Raw genomic sequence first — 16557 nt, forward strand, 5'->3', positions numbered from 1 at the left:
ATAATACCAGTATTCTTTTGAAATGTTTAACTTTAACTAAAAAATCAGCGGTAAATGTTGCCTCTGCGCTATTTGGACAAGAATTTCTAAAAAATGTCCAATATCCGCGTTTAGTTAGAGAATCGGCTGTAGCGTCGCTTGTTTGTAACACACCTGCCCTTGCATAGATTGGCTGAGCTGATTCTGTTGGAGTGGACGAATAGCTACCAATTACAGCAATTACACCTGCATTAACAAGTTTTCTTGCACAAATTGCGCCACCTACTGCTGTACCTTCATCATCACATGTAACAACCTCTAGCTTTTTGCCCAACAAACCACCTTTTGCATTTTGTTGTTCAACCAACATTTTTACTGCATTATCAATACCCTGTCCTTCATTTGCAAAAGAACCCGTAATTGGCGCTTGAACACCAATCTTAATTACACCTGCAGCATAAGAACTGCTAAAGCTTAAAACAAAGATGAGCGAAACTACTACCCATAATAGGTTTTTTAGTTTCATAAAAACCCCCTTGCATAAAATAAATTTTTACATTTAAATATAGAACTAAATTTACTAAATATCACAAATTAATTTAATAGTCAAGTGGTTTTAAATTTTTTTTATAACTTACTTGACTTAATAAAATTAAGTGTATATAATTTAAAGTAAAGTAAGTTTTTTGGAGGTTCAAAATGAAAAATTGTAAAGTTAAAGTACCTCAAGCATTAAATGAACCGGTTTATAATTATGAGGTAGGATCAACTCACAGGCAATTATTAAAGGAAGCTATAAAAAAAATTAAATCAGAGAGGGTTGAAATACCTTTAATTATTGGTGGCAAAGAGTACAAAACAGAAAGAAAAGTAGAAATTCGTTCCCCTCATGATCACAGTGAGCTTCTTGGTTACTATTACAAAGCATCAAAAGACGAAATAGCCCTGGCTATAAATGAGAGCTTAAAGGCTGCAAAAATCTGGAGTAAGTACGATTTTTCAGAACGCGCTGCAATTTTTCTCAAAGCTGCAGAACTATTAAGTACTAAATATAGATACCTGATAAACGCAGTTACGATGATTTCTATAAGCAAAAATGCATTTCAAGCGGAAATTGATTCAGCTTGTGAGCTCATCGATTTCTTGCGTTTTAATGTTTACTACATGCAACAAATTTATGAAGATCAGCCTTACTCGCCAAAAGGTGTGTGGAATATTATGCAGTATAGACCACTTGAAGGTTTTATTTTCGCTGCACCTCCATTTAATTTTGTCTCAATATCTGGCAATTTACCTACAGCACCAGTAATTATGGGTAACGTATCAATATTTAAACCTGCATCAAGTTCCGTATATGCCCCATATATTTTTATGCAAGTATTAAAAGAAGCAGGTTTACCTGATGGTGTAATAAACTTTTTACCTGCACAAGGATCTGAAATTGGTGAATACATTTTTTCTAACCCATATTTTGCAGGTCTACATTTCACTGGTAGTGTGGAAACTTTTCATAATATGTGGTCAACAATTGCCAAAAATATCCCATTATATAAGTCATATCCTCGCATTGTTGGTGAAACGGGCGGCAAAGATTTCATATTTGCACATCAAAGTGCCGATAAAAAAGCTTTAATAACAGCTATAATAAGGGGTGCTTTTGAGTATCAAGGACAAAAATGCTCGGCGGTATCAAGGGTATACTTGCCAAAAAGTTTATACAATGAAATAAAAGATGATCTATTCCATGAAATAGACAAAATTAAAATTGGAAGTCCAGAAGATTTTAGAAATTTTATGAATGCTGTTGTTGATAAAGAAGCATTTAAAAAAATATCTTCATATATTGAGTATGCTAAAAACTCAAATGAAGCTACAATTCTAAAAGGCGGAAAATGTGATGATACTCAAGGTTACTTCATAGAACCAACGGTTATTTTAACTGATAACCCACAATTTAAAACAATGACAGAAGAAATCTTTGGACCTGTTGTAACATTTTACTTATACGATGATTCAAAATATGAAGAAACACTTGAGCTATGCGATAAAACAAGCCCTTATGGCCTAACAGGTGCTATTTTTGCTCAAGATAGAGCAGCCATTAATCTTGCTGTTGAAAGTTTAGAACAAAGCGCTGGAAATTTTTACATTAATGATAAGCCAACAGGAGCAGTAGTAGGCCAGCAACCATTTGGGGGCGCAAGGGCAAGTGGTACCAATGACAAAGCAGGTAGTTTATTAAACTTAATCAGGTGGACAAGCGCAAGAGCTATAAAAGAAAACTTTAATCCACCCCAAATGTTTGAATATCCTTTCATGATGGAGGAATAAAATAATGTCTTTATTTCACACAATTGTGTCAAATACAATTGATTACGTGCCATCAAATATCGTTTCTATATTTGCCAAAAAATATATTGCAGGTTCATACTTAGAAGATGCTCTGAATCTTACCAAAATATTTAACAGAAATGGCATCATGAGTACGATTGATGTTCTTGGTGAAGATGTAAAAAAAATTGAAGAAGCAGTTTTTTATAAAAATGAGTGTATAAGAGTACTCGAAGAAATTAAAGCTAACAATTTAAATGCCAATTTATCCCTAAAGCCCACACAGATGGGCTTTGCTTTAAGTAAAAGATTAGGTTTTGACCATATTAGAGAGATAGTAAAAAGGGCTTTTGAACTTGATAATTTTGTGCGGATAGATATGGAAAACTCTCCATACACAACGGATACTATTGAAATGTACAAACAACTGAGAAAAGAATTCGGTCAACACGTAGGGACAGTTTTACAAGCTTATTTAAAAAGAACAATAGATGATATTGAGTACTTATCCGATGATAAAATGAACATAAGACTTTGCAAAGGCATTTATGTTGAATCAGAAAAAATTGCCTACAAAAATCGAGAGATTATTGTAGAAAATTATAAGTATTGCTTAGAAGAATTATTCAAGAAAAAAGCTTATGTGGGTATTGCTACACATGATGAAAAGCTTATATTTCACGCAATGAAACTTATTAAAGATTATAATCTAAAACCAGATGAATATGAGTTTCAAATGTTATTGGGAGTAGGCGAAAACTTAAAACAATTTATATTAGATAAAAAACATAGACTAAGAATTTATGTTCCATATGGTGAACAATGGCTAGCATATGCTAAGCGCAGACTAAAAGAAAATCCGAATATAATTAAAACTGCTTTACATTTAGAGTAAATTAGTGTCTAAAATAAACATATATAAAGAACAACTTAGTGCATATTTTTATTTAGCGCTTTGTATTATATTATGGGCGGCAATTCCTGTAGTATCAAAAAAAATACTTGTTGAGTTAAATAATATCCAAATGCTTTTTTATTCAAGTATTATATCTTTTATTGTTTTATTTTTTGTTAATATTTTTCAGAACAAATTACATTTACTAAAACAATACAAATTCAAAGATTATGCAAATATGTTTTTACTAGGCTTTTTGGGTGCTTATTTTTGTTATCTTATTCTTTATGGAGCTTTTAGCATTGCTGGTGCACAAGAGGTTTTTCTGCTTGCTTATACCTGGCCTATAATGGTTGTGATTTTAGGAGTTTTTATATTAAAAGAACGTTTAACTTTTAAAAAAATAATCGCTATCCTTATTAGTTTCTTTGGTATATTTGTAATTGTAACAAATGGCAATTTAACAAACCTAAATTTTTCTAACCTCAAAGGAGATTTTCTTGCATTGCTTTATGCATTTGTATTTGCTTTATTCAGCATACTTGGTAAAAAATTTAAATATGATCAAACTGTATCGGCTTTAGTATTTTTTTTAGCTGCAGTTATTTTTATGATACCAACTATTTTACTATTATCACATATAAAATTACCAAGTATAAATGTATTGTTTTGGTTGTTTTTAAATGGTTTTTTTATAAATGGCATATCTTATGTATTTTGGTTTAAAGCACTAAAAGCTCCAACGCATCTTGTTTCTAATTTGTTATATTTAACACCTTTTCTATCTTTGGTTTATATACATATATTTTTGGGCGATAAAATACTTATTAGTTCATTTATAGGTCTTAGTATAATTGCAAGCGGTATATTAATTCAAAGCATCAAATCAAATTAAATCACCATCTAGACCGCGTATTTTCATTGCTTTTGTGGGACATACTTTAACACATAACTCACATGCTATACATTTGTCCTTATAAAATGAAACCTTCATTGTTTGTCTATCATCTATAATAAGAGCATCAGTTGGACAAACACTTAAGCAATATCCACAGTGATAGCATAACTCATCATCTCTAAAAACTCTATCTTCGATACTAGAAATCTCAACGCCGTTTTCTTGTAGGTATTCAATACCTTTATTGTAAGCATTCTGGCTACCAATGAGTTCAAGTATCATTAAGCCTTCTTTTTTAGGAGAGATTTTTGCTTCCATAACATTAAATGTTAGATCATATTTCCTGGACAGTTCACAAATAATAGGCCTACCAGCTGCTTTTTTGGAAAATTTTAATAAAACTTTTTTTGCTATCACTATTAGCCTCCTAGCTCAATATCACCCCAAAAAGCAACCTTGCCATTGCAAACAAAACAACATCCAATCGTTTCTTTAAAATTTCTTGCAAGATCAACTGCTTTTTGAAGATCTTTATCGTTATTTATTATATTACCACATGCGCTTGCCAGACAATCACTAAAATATGCATCATGCGAAATAATAAGCGAAACATCGCTCGAACCAAATGATAGAGATGGACCTACTTTAGCACTTGAGGTGCAAATGCCATAAGGCTTATCCGATTTCCTCAAAATTATTGTTATATTATTTAGTGGATCATCTTTACCGACATATAAACCCAAATTTACTTCTCTATTTAATTTTAAAAATATATCACCACCATTTTCTACAACACACTGATCACAGTGCTTTAATAAAATTTTTCCTAATTCTTGCGAAACTGCTCCCGCTACACAAGCCATTGGACCAACACCGATATTTTGCGACACTTTGATCATTTTCTGAACTATTGATGGGGCGTTTTTGTCTTGCTTTAATGGTGTAAGTGATGTAAGAAATTCTTTTGATTTTGCAATATAGGTTTCTAAGTCTTTTCTTATTTTGTATAGAGTTTCAAAAGCTACTTCTTTTAGATTTTTGCATGTTTTTATAAATAAATTGCTTTCTTTTATTGTTATTTCAAAATTATACAAATTATCAACAATATTTTGCCTATAAAGTCTTAACATTTCACATACTTAAGTGGTTCGTAATCACTTGATTGCCCAATTAAACAGGCTGGGTTGGTAAGGTAAAATTTACCATCCAATATCCATTTTTTTAACTCTTCAGCAATCTCAAGTGCCATGTAATAGCTTGATAGTGGTGTTGTTGGTACCTCTTTGCCGTCAATTATGATTGTACCACTTCTGAGTTCTTTGTAAGTTACAAGGCCATATGTTTTATTAATTTTGTTTGGATAATCGTAACCATAATCATAAATATATGCCTGTATATCTTCATCGCTAACACCGCAAAAAAAAGCCATTTCTTCATTGATTATCGGTATAGGTATACCAATCCCCAAACTTAAAGATACACCGTATCCTAAAATTGACGCGCCTTTTATGTATTTAGTATTCATTTGTTTCATATCACCTGCAACTGCAAGCGTACCTGCACCTGATTTTGGCAAACCCCTTTCGTTTCTTTCTACGTCCGGATCATGTTGAGTACCCTGGTAGATTACATAACCTATCCCACCACCTAAGAATATTCTTGTACCTATGCCTATTGTCCTGTAAAACGGGTCGTTAAACAACGGAGATAGCTCTCCTGCCGAAGAATACGTGGCATTGCTTATATTTGGTTTTAATACACCCATATATGTATAAATTGTTTTATCTGTAGTATTTATAGCAACAGAATAGTTTTGGTAAGCATTGCGCGGGTTTAATAATGTAGCATCCCTTAAATCGGAAATTGTAATTTCTTTTTCAAATTCTTTTGCAGGATAACAATCCGTACCATAACCCTCTGCCCTAAGCAATACCTTTTTGCCGGCAATTAAATCTTCAATAACATGACCACCACCATAATTAAACCTACCTGGATAAATACTGTTTAGCGGATCACCTTCTTTAACTGCTGTTGCTCCAATATAACAATCTACAGCAGCTACGCCACCATAGGCTTCCACATCATTAAACCATACCTTCGAAGCTTTTATCTTTGGTTTTGTGTGCCAGAAATTTATCAGTGCGCCACTTGAGCACATTGTTCCAAATGTGCCTGTGGTTACAACATCTACCTTTTTAGCTGCTTCTATACAACCATGCTTTCTTACAATATCTATCATTTCTTTTGCATTAACAACCACTACTTCTTTTCTTTTTATTTTCTCATTTATCTCATCGATTGTCTTATTGACCTTAAACTCCACAAGACACCTCCTTGAATAATCATTGGTTAGTTTATTACTAACCAATATGTTTGTCAAGTCTAACCTTCATTTATTTTTTCAATATTCAAAGCTTTACCTGTATAAATATTTATATCAACAATACAAGCATTTAATTTCAATTCCTCTCTGCATACATCAAATCTTGTTGGCATATAAGTTATAAATTTTTCGATTATTGCTTGCTTTTTAAAGCCAATAACACCACCATGGCATCCTGTTAAACCTACATCAGTAATGTATGCTGTACCACACGGTAAAATTTTTTCGTCGTTTGTTTGCACATGCGTATGTGTTCCAAGACATGCGCTAACTTTACCATCACAAAACCAGCCAAATGCCTGTTTTTCACTTGTTGCTTCTGCATGAAAATCAATAATTTTGATTTTTGGCAATAAATTATCCTGAATTAATTGATCTAAAAGAATAAACGGGTTCTCAACCGGGTTCATGAAAATCCTGCCTAAAAATGTAGCAACTAAAACCTGTGTGTAATTTTTTTCTACAATAACATAGGGTTTTCCTTTTGTATTTGGCATATTGTAGGGCCTTGCAACTTTATTCATATTATCAATATTAATAAGAAAATCTTTTTTATCCCAAACATGATTACCTGTAGTAAATGCATCAAAGTAGTCTTGAAGCGATTCGTATGTCTCTTTTGTTATCCCAAAACCACCTGCTAAATTTTCGATATTTGCTATAGCTATATCGTAAGCGTATTTTTCCTTTAGATAACCTAGCTTATCTATAACAATTTTTCTTCCTGCATCTCCTACTATATCACCTACAAATAAAATGCGCAAAAATTCAGTTTGCATACTCAACAGCTCTTAGTTCTCTAATTGTTACTACCTTAACCTGCCCCGTATATGTCATATTTTCTTTTATTTCTTCTGCAATCTCTTTTGCAACAAGATATGCATCATTATCGCTTGTAAATTGGTCTTCAATTATAACCCTTAGCTCTCTACCAGCTTGAATTGCATATGCATTTTTTACATTTTTATATTTTTTAGCTATTTTTTCCAATTCTTCCAATCGTTTGATGTAATTTTCTAGTACTTCCATTCTGGCACCTGGTCTTGCTGCACTTAGTGTATCAGCAATTGAAACAAGCACACTTTCAACACAATTTGGCTCAACCTCACCATGATGAGACATGATAGCATTTATAACGTATTCATTTTCTCCGTATTTTCTTGCTATTTCTGCTCCAATTGTTGTATGAGAACCTTCCATTTCCTGGTCTGTAGATTTTCCTATATCATGCAAAAGACCTGCCCTTTTTGCAAGCTTTATATTCAGACCAAGTTCAGCTGCCATAATACCAGCTAAGTAAGCTACTTCAACAGAATGTTGCAAAACATTTTGTGTGTAGCTTGTTCTGTATTTTAGCATTGATAAGTGCTTTATGATTTCTGGATGCAAATTTTCAATACCTAAATCGAATATTAAAGATTTAACTTCTTCAATAGCCTCCTGTTCTAATTCCTGTTTAACTTTTTCAACAACTTCTTCTATACGAGCTGGGTGAATTCTACCATCCTGTATCAACTTTTCTAAAGCAACTTTAGCAATTTCTCTTTTCTTTGGATCAAAACTTGATATTACAACAACCTCTGGAGTATCATCGATTATTAAATCTACACCTGTTTCTTTTTCAAATGACCTAATATTCCTGCCTTCCCTGCCTATAATTCTTCCTTTCATCTCATCATTTGGCAAACTAACAGTGGATATTGTTTTTTCCATTACAAACGTGCTTGCCATCTTTTCCATGGTAAGGCTTAGTATTTTCTGCGAAATTTTTTTTGCATTTTCATTAACTTCTTCTTCGATTTCTCTAAGTCTTACGACAGCTTCTTTTTTTGCAACATCTTCAATTTGTTTGATAAGATATTCTTTAGCATCTTCAGTAGTCATTCTAGCAATTTCTTCAATTTTTCTTTTTTGTTCTTCGAGTAAACTTGTAAGTTTAGCACTTTCCTGGTCTAAAAATTGCTCTTTTTCTTTAAGTTCTTCCAATTTTTTATTTAACTGTTCCTGTTTGCTATCAAGTTGAAGTTGTTTTTTGTCTAAAGTTTCTTCTTTCATTTGAAGTCTTTTTTCCCATTTTTGAATTTCTTTTCTTTTTTCTCTGATTTCTTCATCAATCTGGTTTTTTGCTGTAAGTGTGTAATCTTTAATATCAATTTCGGCTTTCTTTAGCATGTTATCTCTTTCAATTTCTGCATTTTTGATTATATCCTCAGCTTTCTGCTTTAAATACTCCTTTTTTTTGATTTGCAAAAAATAAACACCAAGATAGCCTATTAAAAGACCTAATATTAATGTTAAAATACTAAATAATATCATTGACATACCTATCTCCTACACTTTAAAATTCTTTTTTCAGTAATTATGTAATCAAGGGAAACATCAAAATCATCTTCTTGAATGTAAAAATTTTTAACTTGAAAATCAAAACATACACCTACTTTTAAAGCTTTTGAATTTTTAAGTAATTTATCGTAAAAACCCAAACCATATCCCACTCTATAACCTCTTTTGTCGACTGCCAGGGCAGGAACAATAAAACAATCTATATTTTTTTTAAATGCAAAAATACCACAAAACGGCTCTAAAACAGAAAATTTACCTTTTTTAAAACTTTTTGATCTAGCAATACGTAGAAAATTCCCTTCCATTTTTGTAAAAAATATATTAAAGCTATTGCCTATCATGAAAAAGTTTGGTTGAACTTCATTATTGATTGGGTTATATGAAACTATATTTTTAATATGTTTATTTTTAAGAAAATTTGTTAACTTTTTCGAAATTATCTGGCTTTTTGATAATACAAATTTTTTAGAACAGAGTTTTCTTTCGTTTAAAGCATCACGCCTTAATTGTTTTTTTGTATATTTATAAACTTCCATTACAAACTTCTTTAAAATTTATATTAAAGCCTAAGGTGCCGTGTGCGGAATTTTCCTAGAACCTAGCAATGATAAGTGGGTGCCTCGAGAATAGCCTTTCGCAGCACTTTTTCAAGCGCCACAAGGCTACCTGATGCTGGCCCCCCATTGTTAGGTGTTGGCTCTAAGGAAAAAATGCATCACGAACACCCAAGGCCAATTTAAATTAAACAACAACCTAAGCCTATTATAGCAAAAATAATAGAAATTTCAACATCATACAATGCTTTTAATATCGCTTTGAGATAATATTTGTATGTTATTTGCAACACAACATTTTATAGTTTCTTCTAAGTCAGAAACTTTTATTATCATCACAGCATAATCTTTTATTTTTGCAGAAAATCCATACATATATTCTATGTTAATATTACTTTCTTTTAGAGATTTTAATACTCTTGCAAGTGATCCTGGCCTATCACTTATAGCTATGGCTAAAACTTCGGTTAAGCTTGCAGTAAAACCATTTTTAGTAAGTATTTCATACGCAAACTTCGGATCTTCGCAAATAAACCTTACTATACCAAAATCCGATGAATCAGCAAGGCTTATGGCTTTTATATCAATGTTATTATTACCCAATACCTCAACTACATCCAATAACCTACCAGGTTTGTTTTCAACAAAAACAGAAATCTGATTTAATCTTTTCATGGATTTGCCTCTATATTTTTCTTTTATCTATCACACGCTTGGCCTTTCCTTCACTACGCTGGATAGTTCTTGGCTCAACAAGCGTAACTTTGGTTGTAATACCCAAAAGATCCTTTATATCTTTTTGAATTTGGTTTTGCAAGCTTTGAAGTTTTTTAATCTCATCTGAAAAAACTTTACTGTCAACTTCTACCTGGACTTCAAGCGTATCCAAATTATTGACTCTATCCACAATCAACTGATAGTGAGGTGCAAGGCCTTCAATTTCCATTAAAACTGATTCTATCTGGCTTGGAAATACATTTACACCCCTTATAATTAACATATCATCACTTCTGCCTAATATTTTTTGTATTCGCCTATGAGTTCTGCCGCATCTACATGGTTCTTTTATAATTTTTGTAATATCTTTTGTTCTATATCTTATTAGTGGCATAGCCTGTTTTTTTATAGTTGTAATAACAAGTTCCCCTTCCTGACCATCTTCTAATGGCTCCAGTGTTTGCGGATCTATTATTTCTGGTATAAATGCATCTTCCCAAATATGCAAGCCTTCTTTTGCTTCACACTCAATCGCTACACCAGGCCCCATTATTTCGCTTAAACCATATATATCCATAGCATCTATATGAAGTTTTTCTTCTAATTTCTGGCGCATATTTTCGCTCCAGGGCTCAGCCCCAAAAACTCCTACTCTTAAATTTATCTTATCAAGCAAACCCATTTCTTCAATTGTATCTGCAAGAAGCTGAGCATAAGAAGGTGTAGCTGTTAGAACAGTTGACTTAAAATCCACCATAATCATGATTTGCTTTTTGGTATTACCACCAGATATAGGAATTACAGCTGCACCTAACTTTTCTGCACCGTAGTGGGCACCTAATCCTCCTGTAAACAAACCATAACCATAAGCATTTTGTATAATATCTTTATCCGTTACACCGCAAGCAACAAAAGATCTAGCCATCAATTGAGCCCATTCTTCAATATCAGCTTTAGAATAACCAACAACAGTAGGTTTACCCGTTGTTCCACTTGATGCATGTATGCGAACAATTTTGTTAATAGGCATACTAAACATACCATAAGGATAGCTTTCTCTCAAATCATCCTTAGTGGTAAATGGTAATTTATGTAAATCTTTTAGAGATTTTATATCACTTGGGTTAATATTTGCTTTTTTAAATGCTTCTTTGTAAAAAGGCACTAAAGCGTATACACGCTCTAGTGTCTGCTGTAGTCTTTTAAATTGCAGAGCTTCTAGGGCTTCTCTTGGTAGAGTTTCAATTTCATCATCATATATCATGAAGACAACCCTAAAAGTTTATCAATTTTTGCTTTATCAAAACCTACAATAGCCCTTGAACCGATAAGTACTACCGGCACACCGGTTTGACCGGTCATTCTTACCATATCCTCAGCTGCTTTTCTATCTCTTGATACATCTACATCTTTAAAATTAATACTGTTTTTCCTTAAATAGTCCTTTACTCTTGTACACCAAGGACAACTTGGCGTTGAAAAAACTACTACGCGTGGTTGTTTTTTTATTGTATCTTTTTGAGTACTATCCATACTTAAATACCTCCTTTTTTGTTTTAGAATATATACATTTTGTAGCTATTGTCAATTGTGTAAGTTTATCACTTTATAATAATTTTGTTAACTTTTTTAATTTTCGCATAATTAAAATATATGTTAAAATTTAGTTTACTTTTTTGACGTTAAGTATATAATTTAGTGCAAGCATTAAAAAAGGAGGATTCAAGATGAGCGAAAATGGCTACAAAAACTGGCAAGAAAAAACCTTAATACCTTACATCAAAAAAAACCCCACAAGAAAAGAAAGGTTTAAAACAAGCTCTTATCTTGATGTAAAAGATTTATATACAGATTGTGATGTAAAAGATTATGAACAAAACTTATCGTATCCTGGTCAGTACCCTTTTACAAGAGGACCATATCCTACCATGTATAGGGGCCAGTTTTGGACAATGCGACAATACGCTGGTTTTGGTACAGCAAAAGAATCAAATGAACGTTATAAATATTTATTAAAGCAGGGCCAAACAGGCTTATCTGTTGCATTTGATTTGCCTACCCAAATTGGTTATGACTCAGACTCGCCTATGAGCGAAGGAGAGGTTGGTAAAGTTGGTGTAGCTATAGACACAATAGATGACATGGAAACTTTGTTTAAAGATATTCCACTTGATAAAGTGTCAACTTCTATGACAATTAACGCTACAGCTTTTATATTGCTTGCTATGTATATAGTTGTAGGCAAAAAGCAAGGTGTGGATAAAAAACTTTTGCGTGGTACTATACAAAACGATATTTTAAAAGAATATATTGCACGCGGTACATATATTTATCCACCAAAACCTTCAATGCGCATTATTACAGATATTTTTGAATATTGCGCAAAAGAAGTGCCAAAATGGAATACCATTAGTATTTCTGGCTATCATATAAGAGAAGCAGGTTCTACTGCAGTACAAGAAGTAGCGTTTACTTTAGCAAATGGTATTGAGTATGTTAAAAGTGCCATTGAAAAAGGTTTAAATGTAGATGATTTTGCTGGAAGGCTATCATTTTTTTTTAACGCACACAACGATATTTTAGAAGAAGTAGCGAAATTTAGAGCTGCAAGGCGCATGTGGGCAAAAATCATGAAAGAACGTTTTAATGCAAAAAATGAAAGATCGCAAATGTTACGCTTTCACACACAAACTGGCGGCTCAACACTTACAGCTCAGCAACCAGAAAATAATATCATAAGAGTAACACTTCAAGCACTTGCAGCAGTACTTGGCGGTACGCAAAGTCTTCATACAAACTCTATGGATGAAGCCCTTGCTCTTCCTACTGAAAAATCCGTTCGCATAGCTTTAAGAACCCAGCAAATTATAGCTTATGAGTCAGGTGTTGCAAATGTTGTTGATCCACTTGGCGGATCATACTACATAGAAAGCCTAACAGATACTATAGAAGAAAAAGCATGGGAATATATAAATAAAATCGACGAGATTGGTGGTATGGTAGCCGCCATTGAACAGGGTTTTGTTCAAAAAGAAATCCAAGAGTCAGCCTACCAATACCAGATGGATATTGAAAATAAAGAGCGAATTATCGTAGGCGTTAATAGTTTCCAGATTGAAGAAGAACCTCCAAAAGATTTGCTTAAAGTTGACCCTGCACTCAGATATGAACAAATAAAAAATCTTCAAAGGATTAAATCTCAAAGAGATAATGAAAAAGTATTAAAAAGTTTAAATCAACTAAAAGAAGCTGCCAGATCTGATCAAAACATAATGCCAGTCGTTATAGATTGTGTTGAAAATTACGCAACCCTGCAAGAAATAGCAGATACACTAAGACAGGAATTTGGCGAGTACAAAGAAAGTGTAGTAATTTAATGGAGGCAAAATGCGAAAAATTAGAATTTTAATAGCAAAACCAGGTCTTGATGGTCATGATAGAGGTGCTAAATTTATTGCAAGGGCTTTGCAGGAAAACGGTTATGAAGTAATCTATACAGGTATAAGGCAAACTCCAAAACAAATTGCACTTGCAGCAGTTCAAGAAGATGTAGATTTTGTAGGTTTGAGTTTGCTAAGTGGGGCCCACAATGAATTATTTCCAAAAGTAGTTGAAGAATTGCACAATGCTGGTGCAGATGATATAATTGTTTTTGGAGGCGGAGTTATCCCAAGTTCCGATATCGAATTTTTAAAATCTAAAGGTATTAAAGCGATTTTTGGACCAGGTACATCTATAAAAACAATTGTGGATTTTATTGAAAATGAATCAAAATCAAGAAATTCAAAAACTGGTTGATGGTATTTTAAATAAACAAATACGCTATATAGCAAAAGCCATAAGTTTTATTGAAAACTATGATTATAAAACAAAAAAACCTCTTTTAAAATCAATATTTCCCTATACTGGAAAAGCAAGTATTGTTGGCATTACTGGTTCACCAGGGGCTGGCAAATCTACAATTACAGACAAATTAATTAAAGCTTTTAGAGATGACAACAAAAGTGTTGCAGTTTTGGCAATAGATCCAAGCAGTCCCTTTACAAAAGGAGCTTTACTTGGTGATCGCATAAGAATGCAAAATCACACTACTGACCCATCTGTCTATCTTAGATCAATGGCTTCACGTGGTGCGCTTGGTGGTTTATCTCAAGCTACAAAAGATGCCGTTAAGGTTTTAGATGCAGCAGGATTTGATGTAATTATTGTTGAAACAGTTGGTGTTGGTCAAAGCGAAATTGATATAGTAAAAGTTGCAGATTGCGTTGTACTAGTATTTGCGCCTGGTTTTGGTGATGAAATTCAGGCTATGAAAGCAGGTGTTATGGAAATTGCAGATATATATGTTATAAATAAAGCAGATCGAGATTTTGCTCAAAAACTTTTCAAAGAAATATCTGATATTGCAAACTTAAGTCAAAAACAGCCCAAACCAGTTGTGTTAAAAACGATCGCAACAAATACTTTTCAAGAAAGTGGCATAGATTTACTTAAAAAAGAAATATCAAATTACTTGAATTTTATTAAAAACTCAAACAATTTGGCAAAAAAAAGACAGTATTTTATAGAATTAGAGCTTATTGATACACTTACTAAAGCTATGATTGACAAAATTTTATCAAACCAAAACATAAAAAGCTTTTTTGATAAAGCAACCATAAAAAAAATTTACAACAAGGAGTTGAATTTTTACACTGTGATTGACACAATAATGGAGGCAATATGAAAAGCATAGATCACATAGGCATAGCAGTAAATAATTTAGGAGAGGCAATAGAAATTTATAAAAATATACTGGGTTTTAAGTACTTAGGTGAAGAAACAGTAGAAGATCAAGGTGTAAAAATCGCTAAATTTGATTGTAATGGTGTTCATTTAGAATTTTTAGAACCAATATCAGATAATAGCCCAATAAAAAAATTTTTGGAAGCAAAAGGAGCCGGGATTCATCATATAGCATATAAATGTGACAATATAGAACAAACAATTAAATCTTTAAAAGAAAAAGGTGTAAAAATGATTAACGAAAAACCAAAACAAGGCTCAAATAACACACTAATTGCATTTTTGCACCCAAAATCAAGTATTATTTTAACTGAACTAGTGCAAGGAGGATAAATATGGAAGCAACAAAGATTGTTGTAATAGGAGCAGATGCAGCTGGTGCAAGCGCTGCAAGTCAGGCAAAAAGAAGACAAAAAGACGCACATGTTATTATGCTTGAAAAAACTCAGGATGTTTCATACGGTGCTTGCGGTATGCCATATATAATAGGCTTAAAAAAAGATATGGAAGAAGTTATAGCTCTAAGCGCGAAAGAAATTAGAGAGAAGCGAAACATAGATTTAAGGCTAAATGAAGAAGCAATTGGTATTGATACAAAAAAACGCGTAGTTTTGGTGAAAAATAATCTCTCAAACCACCAATATGAGCTTAACTATAATAAATTAATTATTGCTACAGGGGCAAAAAGTAACTTGCCACCTATCAATGGAATAACAAACGAAGGCGTTTTTTCCCTAAAATCATTGGAGGATGGAAGAAAACTAAACAAATATCTAATAAGCGAAAATTGTAAAAAAGCAGTTCTTATAGGTGGGGGATTTATCAATTTAGAACTTGCAGACAATTTAAAAAAACGCGGCTTAGAAGTTATAATTTTAGAAAAATTAGATAATATTTTGCTAGAATATACTGATGAAATAAGACAAAAGGCTATTGAAGAATTACAAAACAATGGCGTAAAGCTAATTTGTTCTGTTGATATAGAAAAAATAGATTCACCTCTCAAGGTGATAACAAACAAAGGCACATTTGAGTGTGATGTTGTTAATGTATCAACTGGGTTTAAACCAAATACAGATTTTTTGGTTGGTAGTGGTTTAAACTTCTTCTCAAACAATGCAATAGATGTTGACCAAAAAATGAAAACTAATATTGAAGATGTTTTTGCCTGCGGAGATTGTGCAGCTATTTATCATAAAATATTAAAGAAAAACACCTATTTTCCTCTGGGCACAAATGCAAACAAGCAAGGTCGTATTGCAGGCATAAACGCAACAGGTGGCAATGAGGTCTTTGAAGGTATAACAGGTACTTCTGTGTTTAAATTGTTTGATCTTGGCATAGCAAAAACTGGATTAAGCCTAAAACAAGCACAAGATGCTGGATTTGAACCAAAAATTACAACTATTGTTGCAAATGAAAAAGCACATTATTTACCAAACAATAAGGAAATAATAGTTTCACTTATAAGCGATATAAAAACAAAACAGCTGCTTGGTGCTCAAATTTGTTCTTACGATGGAATTTTAAGGATTAATGCTTTGTCTGTTGCAATATATGCAAATTTAAAAGTTAGCGAAGTTAAGTATTTAGATTTTGCATACTCGCCACCTTACAGTGCGGTTTGGGATGCTGTACTTATTTGTGCAACACAAGCAGATAAATAAGTTGA

At 32.6% G+C, this 16557-nt stretch carries 18 protein-coding genes and 1 other RNA gene; 8 read left to right on the forward strand and 11 right to left on the reverse strand.

Annotated elements, in window-relative coordinates; all coding sequences use genetic code 11:
• The coding region (locus Q0C22_RS05890; RefSeq protein WP_291492745.1) for a branched-chain amino acid ABC transporter substrate-binding protein at positions 1-505 on the reverse strand (505 nt) is incomplete at its 3' end.
• A 173-nt stretch (positions 506-678) separates the two neighbouring features.
• On the opposite strand from Q0C22_RS05890, the gene pruA reads away from it, so the two are divergent.
• From pruA to Q0C22_RS05905, 3 genes are read left to right on the forward strand one after another with little or no spacing between them, the layout of a single operon-like run.
• Positions 679-2310: an L-glutamate gamma-semialdehyde dehydrogenase gene (pruA, locus tag Q0C22_RS05895; RefSeq protein WP_291492747.1), complete on the forward strand. Its 1632-nt coding sequence runs from the start codon at positions 679-681 to the stop codon at positions 2308-2310.
• A 4-nt stretch (positions 2311-2314) separates the two neighbouring features.
• The gene (locus Q0C22_RS05900) at positions 2315-3205 is read left to right on the forward strand and encodes a proline dehydrogenase family protein (RefSeq protein ID WP_025391534.1); all 891 of its coding nucleotides are present in this window, start codon (positions 2315-2317) and stop codon (positions 3203-3205) included.
• 4 nt (positions 3206-3209) lie between these two features.
• On the forward strand, positions 3210-4100 hold the full coding sequence (locus tag Q0C22_RS05905; protein ID WP_291492750.1) for a DMT family transporter: 891 nt from the start codon (positions 3210-3212) through the stop codon (positions 4098-4100).
• Here Q0C22_RS05905 and Q0C22_RS05910 read toward each other — a convergent pair.
• From Q0C22_RS05910 to Q0C22_RS05955, 10 genes are all read right to left on the reverse strand, one after another.
• Positions 4092-4520 carry an NIL domain-containing protein gene (locus Q0C22_RS05910; protein ID WP_291492752.1) on the reverse strand — a complete coding sequence of 143 codons (429 nt, stop codon included), beginning with the start codon at positions 4518-4520 and terminating at the stop codon, positions 4092-4094. The genes Q0C22_RS05905 and Q0C22_RS05910 overlap by 9 nt on opposite strands.
• Positions 4521-4522: 2 nt before the next feature.
• Complete coding sequence (locus Q0C22_RS05915; protein ID WP_291492754.1) at positions 4523-5233, reverse strand: UPF0280 family protein; 711 nt, start codon at positions 5231-5233, stop codon at positions 4523-4525.
• A complete protein-coding gene (locus tag Q0C22_RS05920; protein ID WP_291492755.1) occupies positions 5227-6426 on the reverse strand; it encodes a homocysteine biosynthesis protein in 1200 nt (399 codons plus the stop codon). Before Q0C22_RS05920 ends, Q0C22_RS05915 begins: the two co-directional genes overlap by 7 nt.
• 59 nt (positions 6427-6485) lie before the next feature.
• Positions 6486-7265, reverse strand: a complete 780-nt coding sequence (locus Q0C22_RS05925) for a TIGR00282 family metallophosphoesterase (protein WP_291492756.1) — start codon at positions 7263-7265, stop codon at positions 6486-6488.
• Positions 7255-8808 carry a ribonuclease Y gene (gene rny / locus Q0C22_RS05930; RefSeq protein ID WP_291492757.1) on the reverse strand — a complete coding sequence of 518 codons (1554 nt, stop codon included), beginning with the start codon at positions 8806-8808 and terminating at the stop codon, positions 7255-7257. Before rny ends, Q0C22_RS05925 begins: the two co-directional genes overlap by 11 nt.
• A 2-nt stretch (positions 8809-8810) precedes the next feature.
• Positions 8811-9365: a 5-formyltetrahydrofolate cyclo-ligase gene (locus Q0C22_RS05935; RefSeq protein WP_291492758.1), complete on the reverse strand. Its 555-nt coding sequence runs from the start codon at positions 9363-9365 to the stop codon at positions 8811-8813.
• Between the two features lie 23 nt (positions 9366-9388).
• Positions 9389-9565, reverse strand: a non-coding RNA gene (gene ssrS / locus Q0C22_RS05940) — 6S RNA.
• A 55-nt stretch (positions 9566-9620) separates the two neighbouring features.
• Positions 9621-10058: an ACT domain-containing protein gene (locus tag Q0C22_RS05945; RefSeq protein WP_291492759.1), complete on the reverse strand. Its 438-nt coding sequence runs from the start codon at positions 10056-10058 to the stop codon at positions 9621-9623.
• Positions 10059-10068: 10 nt separating this feature from the next.
• Positions 10069-11364, reverse strand: coding sequence for a phenylacetate--CoA ligase family protein (locus tag Q0C22_RS05950; protein WP_291492760.1), 1296 nt, complete (start codon positions 11362-11364; stop codon positions 10069-10071).
• Positions 11361-11633, reverse strand: coding sequence for a glutaredoxin domain-containing protein (locus Q0C22_RS05955; protein WP_025391524.1), 273 nt, complete (start codon positions 11631-11633; stop codon positions 11361-11363). The genes Q0C22_RS05950 and Q0C22_RS05955 overlap by 4 nt, the downstream gene beginning before the upstream one ends.
• A 194-nt stretch (positions 11634-11827) precedes the next feature.
• On the opposite strand from Q0C22_RS05955, the gene Q0C22_RS05960 reads away from it, so the two are divergent.
• Genes Q0C22_RS05960 through Q0C22_RS05980 form a run of 5 tightly spaced genes read left to right on the forward strand, consistent with a single transcriptional unit; the run spans position 11828 to position 16552 of the window.
• Entirely contained in the window at positions 11828-13477 is a 1650-nt protein-coding gene (locus Q0C22_RS05960) for a methylmalonyl-CoA mutase family protein (RefSeq protein WP_291492761.1), read from the forward strand.
• Positions 13478-13487: 10 nt separating this feature from the next.
• Positions 13488-13898: a cobalamin B12-binding domain-containing protein gene (locus Q0C22_RS05965; protein WP_291492762.1), complete on the forward strand. Its 411-nt coding sequence runs from the start codon at positions 13488-13490 to the stop codon at positions 13896-13898.
• Positions 13864-14826: a methylmalonyl Co-A mutase-associated GTPase MeaB gene (gene meaB / locus Q0C22_RS05970; RefSeq protein ID WP_291492763.1), complete on the forward strand. Its 963-nt coding sequence runs from the start codon at positions 13864-13866 to the stop codon at positions 14824-14826. Before Q0C22_RS05965 ends, meaB begins: the two co-directional genes overlap by 35 nt.
• A complete protein-coding gene (mce, locus tag Q0C22_RS05975) occupies positions 14823-15218 on the forward strand; it encodes a methylmalonyl-CoA epimerase (protein ID WP_291492764.1) in 396 nt (131 codons plus the stop codon). The genes meaB and mce overlap by 4 nt, the downstream gene beginning before the upstream one ends.
• 2 nt (positions 15219-15220) lie before the next feature.
• A complete protein-coding gene (locus Q0C22_RS05980; RefSeq protein ID WP_291492765.1) occupies positions 15221-16552 on the forward strand; it encodes an FAD-dependent oxidoreductase in 1332 nt (443 codons plus the stop codon).
• Positions 16553-16557: the final 5 nt, after the last annotated feature.

It is taken from the genome of Desulfurella sp. (assembly GCF_023256235.1).
GTDB lineage: Bacteria > Campylobacterota_A > Desulfurellia > Desulfurellales > Desulfurellaceae > Desulfurella.